Genomic DNA, 4,808 nt, shown 5'->3' with positions numbered 1-4,808 from the left:
GCTCGCTGGCGCTCGCTCCTCAACCAGCGGACGGGTCCCGGTGGTTGAGGAGGGCCGAGGGACGAGGCCCGTCTCGAAGCCACCTTCTTGGGTCGGGCGGGGCGGCGCTCGCTCCTGAACCAGCGGGCGGGGCGGCGAAATGTCTCGACGGGGCCGCCACCCGACGGGGATCGTGACCGGCATGACACAGGAACTCGCGCCCGTCCTCCAGCTCCGGGTCATCGTCGAGGCCCACGACTACGACGAGGCGGTGTGGTTCTACCGCGACGCGCTCGGCCTGCCGGAGCAGGCGGCTTTCGCGAACGGCGGTGACGACCGGGTGGCGATCCTCGACGCCGGGCGGGCCACCCTCGAGATCGCCAGCCCGACCCACAAGGTGGCGGTCGACGCGGCCGAGACCGGCGGCCCGGCCAGCCCGGCACCGGTCCGGCTCGCGTTCGAGGTCACCGACAGCGCGGGCACCGTGAGCCGGCTCGTGGAGGCCGGCGCCCAGCTCGTGGCGCCGGTCACGATGACTCCGTGGCGGTCGCTGAACGCCCGGCTCGACGCCCCGGCCGGCCAGCAGATCACGGTCTTCCAGGAGACCGAGTCGCTGGCCGACCGGAGCCGACGGGCGGGCTTCGCTGTCGACGGCTCCCGCGACTGAAGGCAGGCCGCTCAGCCGGCCAGCCGGTAGAACCGGAAGAAGTCGTGGTGGATGGGCAGCACCTCGACCTCGGTGAACCCGGCGTCGGTGGCGTACCGCCGCAGGGTGTCCGGTCGCATCACGGTGCCGGTGGCGACGGACGGCTGGTCCGCCCGGCCGGCGGGCAGGCAGTGCAGCACGCTGGCGGCGTACATGAATCGCTCGACCTCGTCGGCCGGCGCGGTGAACGTCTCGGCGACCCGCTCGTCCATGACCACGACGGTCCCGCCGTCGGCGCGCGCGGACCGGATCGCGGCCAGCACCTCGACCGGCTGCGCCATGTCGTGCAGGGCCTCGAGGACGAAGGTCGCGTCGAAGGTGCCCGAGCCCAGGGCCGACGCGTCGGCGACCTCGAACGTCAGCCGGTCGTCGACCCCTGCCTCCTTCGCGTGCCGCCGGGCCGCCTCGATCGAGGGCTCGTCGAGGTCGACGCCGACCACCCGTGCGTGGGGGTACGCCGTCGCCAGGGCCACGCTCGACCAGCCGTAGCCGCAGCCGAGGTCGAGGATCCGGGCCGGCGGGTCCGCCTGCAGCCGGCGGTGCAGGTCGGGGAGGCCGGTGGCGATCCAGTCCGAGGCGAGCAGGCTGGTGAACGCCGGCCGGTTGAACGCGCCCTGCCCGTCGCGCAGGTAGGTGCCGTAGTCGCCGAACCGGATGCCCTCGCCGGTGCGGAACACGTCGACGACCCGGGGGAGGAGGCCGCCGAGGGAGGCGACCAGCCCGCCCATCGGGGCGAGGTAGGCGAGGCTCTCCTCGTGGGCCAGGACCTCGGCATGGGCCGCCGGGAGCCGGAAGACCCGCTCGTCCTCGGGTGCCTCGGGGTCGTCCACGTCGACGATCCCGGCGGCGGCCTGCTGCTCGAGCCACTCCCGGGCGTAGCGGGCGTCGATCCCCGACGCGGCGGCCAGGCCGGGTGCCGTGCAGCCACCGCTGCCCTCCAACGCGTCGTACAGGCCGAGCTCCGTGCCCAGGTGGATGGTGAGCAGCTCGAACGCCGCCACCCCGCCCAGGAAGAGCCGGCCCACCAGCTCCTCGACCTGCTGCTCGACGTCCACCTCGGTCGCCCGGCCCGTCCGCTCCTGCACGATCTCGCTCATCACGGTCTCCTCTGCTCGGTGGTCCTTCCACCATCGGGGTGCGGAGCCGCGGGAGCATGGGGAGGACTCCCTGTTCCGTGCCCTGTCCGGGGCCCTGTCGGATGCACTGTCCGGGGGCCGGCCGCGGGAGTAGATTCGCGACGTGGAGCGCTCGTCGCCCGCACCCGACACCGTCGCCGACCCGCCGCTCGCGGTCGCCGAGTCGCAGTGGTGGTCGGGCCGGGTCACCGAGGCGATCGCGACGTGGGAGCGGGTGGCGCAGGACGCCGCCGACGCAGGCGACACCGCGACCGCGGCCCGGTTGTGCGCCTGGGTGGCCCGGGAGTACCGCGCGCTCGGGAACGACGTGGCCGCGGCCGGGTGGCTGGGCCGGGCCGAGCGCCTGGCCGACGGGCGGCCGGACGGCTGGGTGGCGCTCGCCCGGGCGGTCACGGACCCGACCCGCGAGGGACGGGAGCGGTACGCCGCCACGGCCGTCGAGCTGGCCCGGGGCGACGGCGATCCGGACCTGGAGGTCGTGGCGCTGACCCGGCTCGGCCTCGCCCGGATCGGCGGCGGCGACCTCGGCGACGGGCTGGCCCGCTGCGACGAGGCGATGGCGCTGGCCACCTCCGGTGCCGCGGCCCGGCCACGAACCGTCGGGGAGGCATGCTGCGACCTGGTGCTGGCCACCGAGCTGACCGGTGACGTGCAGCGGCTGAGCCGCTGGCTCGCCGTGGTGCAGGACTTCGTCGACCGACGCGGCTACCCGGCGGTGCTGGGGTTCTGCGCGACCTGCTGCGCGGAGGCCGAGGCGATCCAGGGGGACTTCGGCGGCGCCGAGCAGCAGCTGCGGGCGGCGGTGGTCGGGCTGCACGAGGCCGGGCACGAGGCGCGTTGCGTGCCCCCGGCGGCCAAGCTCGCGGAGCTGCTCGTGCTGCAGGGACGGCTGGAGGAGGCCGAGGCGGCTCTCGAGGAGGAGGACGAGGGAGCGGAGACGTCGCTGGCCCGAGCCCGGCTGGCGCTGGCCCGGGGAGACGCCGCGGTGGCCGCGGCCCTGGCCGCCCGGGTCGGTCGCCGCATCGCCGGCGACGTGCTGGTCCGGATCTCCGCCCAGGCGGTGCTGGTCGAGGCGGAGCTCGCCCTCGATGACCCGGGCGCGGCCGCGGTGGCGGTAGAGCGGCTGGGGCGCCTGGTCGGAGCGACCGACAGTGCCCGGGCCCGGGCCCGCTGCGAGGTCACCCGGGCCCACGTCGCGCTGGCCACCGGGCAGGACGGGCCAGCGGCCGCGCACTTCGAGGCCGCGCTGGACGAGCTGGCCGGGGTGCAGGGCTCGATCGAGGGCGCCGAGGCGCACCTGGGCCTGGCCCGGCTCGCCGTACCCACCGCGCCCGACGTCGCGCGGGCCGAGGCCCGGGCCGCGCTCACGGCGTACGAGGCGGTCGGCGCCGCCAGCGGGGTGAACGCGGCCGCCGCGCTGCTGCGCAGCCTCGGGGACCGGAGCCGGGTCGGCGCCAAGGGGGCCGGCGAGCTCACCCAGCGTGAGTGGGAGGTGCTCCAGCTGGTCGCGCAGGGACTGACCAACGCCGAGATCGGCGAGCGGCTGTTCATCAGCACCAAGACCGCCGGCAACCACGTGAGCAGCATCCTCACCCGGCTCGGGGTGCGCCGCCGGGCCGAGGCCGCCCGCTACGCGACCCTGCACCCGACCCGCCGCTGAGCGGGGTCAGCGCCGCTTGCGCGTGGCCAGCCGGTACGCCGGTCGCGGCAGGGTCGCGCCGTACGCCGCCAGGAACGCGTCGAGCCGACCCGGGTCACGGCCGTCGGCATGGGCCAGGAAGATCCCGACCGCGTTGTGCACCACGGGGTCGGGGTCGGCGCACAGCCGGGTCGCGAGGTCGTAGCCGGCGGCCAGGTCGTCCTCGTCGCCGCGCATGACGAACCACAACGGCGCGGTCATCGCCGTACGCCGGCGCAACGGGTCCGCGGACCCGGCCAGGTCGTGCAGCTCGTCGTACGGGCCGCCGGCGACCGCCGACCCGACCACCCGCGGCGCCGCCCGGTCCACCATGTCCCAGGCGGTGATCGCGTCGTGGTGCCGGAGGTACGTCGCGCAGAGGGCGGCGTCGCCGGGCCGCTTCCGCGCCCGGAAGTCGAGCACGCAGAAGGCCACCATCCGGGGCTCGTAGGCGGGCTCGGCGAAGAGCCGCTCCAGCTCGTCGTCGGGAAGCCGCGTTGCCTCCTTGGCGAGGTCGAACAGCGTGCCCATGCGTACCCCGATCACCGGTTCCCCGTCGGCCACCCGCCTGCGGATCTTCGCGGCCTCGGCCTCGTCGGAGTGCCCGGACAGCTCGTCGACGACGGCGGCGGCGGTCAGGTCCATGACCCCATCCTGCCGGGCGCCGGGGGCGGGCGCTGGTCGTCGGACGCCGCCGCGTGCCACGGTGACCCGGTGCGCCCGACCCGCGAGGACCTCGAGGCGGCCCGGGACCGCACCGTGCCCGACCTGCTCCCGGACCCGCTGCGGCTGCTGTTCGTCGGGATCAACCCGGGCCTGTGGACCGCGGCGGTCGGTGCCCACTTCGCCCGCCCGGGCAACCGGTTCTACCCGGCGCTGCACCGGGCCGGGATCACCCGCTTCCTGCTCGCCCCCGCCGGCGGGTACGACGACGCCGAGCTGGCCGAGCTCGACGAGCGCGGCGTCGGCATCACGAACCTCTGCCCGCGCGCCACTGCGCGCGCCGACGAGGTCACCCGCGAGGAGCTGCGCACCGGGGCCGAGCGGCTGCGCCGGATCGTGGCCCGGCGCCGGCCGCGGGTGGTCGCGGTGCTCGGGATCACCGCCTACCGGCAGGCGTTCGGCCGTCGCGACGCGGTGACCGGGCCGCAGCCGGAGGACTGGGACGGCGCCCGGCTGTTCGTGCTGCCGAACCCGAGCGGGCTCAACGCGCACGCGAGCCTCGACGACCTGGCCGCGGCGTACGGCGAGGCGGCGGCGGCCGCGGGGATCCTTCCCCGTTGAGTTGCGCCTCCCTCGGCGTTGAGTT

The 4,808-nt window shown here is 76.0% G+C and carries 5 protein-coding genes; 3 read left to right on the top strand and 2 right to left on the bottom strand.

The genetic code is table 11. The features are described from left to right. Window positions 1–181: 181 nt before the first annotated feature. Window positions 182–646, top strand: coding sequence for a VOC family protein (locus tag EKO23_RS24280; protein ID WP_134721094.1), 465 nt, complete (start codon window positions 182–184; stop codon window positions 644–646). An 11-nt stretch (window positions 647–657) separates the two neighbouring features. Here the strand turns inward: EKO23_RS24280 and EKO23_RS24275 are convergent, their stop codons facing one another. After that, on the bottom strand, window positions 658–1,782 hold the full coding sequence (locus EKO23_RS24275) for a class I SAM-dependent methyltransferase (RefSeq protein WP_134721092.1): 1,125 nt from the start codon (window positions 1,780–1,782) through the stop codon (window positions 658–660). 142 nt (window positions 1,783–1,924) lie between these two features. Here EKO23_RS24275 and EKO23_RS24270 point away from each other — a divergent pair, with 142 nt between their 5' ends. Continuing rightward, window positions 1,925–3,481 (top strand): helix-turn-helix domain-containing protein, encoded by a 1,557-nt coding sequence (locus EKO23_RS24270; RefSeq protein WP_134721090.1) that lies wholly within the window; start codon window positions 1,925–1,927, stop codon window positions 3,479–3,481. Window positions 3,482–3,487: 6 nt separating this feature from the next. Here EKO23_RS24270 and EKO23_RS24265 read toward each other — a convergent pair whose 3' ends face one another. After that, window positions 3,488–4,144, bottom strand: a complete 657-nt coding sequence (locus tag EKO23_RS24265) for a DNA alkylation repair protein (RefSeq protein WP_134721088.1) — start codon at window positions 4,142–4,144, stop codon at window positions 3,488–3,490. Between the two features lie 69 nt (window positions 4,145–4,213). On the opposite strand from EKO23_RS24265, the gene EKO23_RS24260 reads away from it, so the two are divergent. After that, a complete protein-coding gene (locus EKO23_RS24260) occupies window positions 4,214–4,783 on the top strand; it encodes a mismatch-specific DNA-glycosylase (protein WP_134721086.1) in 570 nt (189 codons plus the stop codon). Window positions 4,784–4,808: the final 25 nt, after the last annotated feature.

It is taken from the genome of Nocardioides guangzhouensis (assembly GCF_004519545.1).
Taxonomy (GTDB): Bacteria; Actinomycetota; Actinomycetes; order Propionibacteriales; family Nocardioidaceae; genus Nocardioides; species Nocardioides guangzhouensis.
Note: the sequence above shows the minus strand (reverse complement) of the source record. Positions and strands in the feature narration are given on the sequence as shown.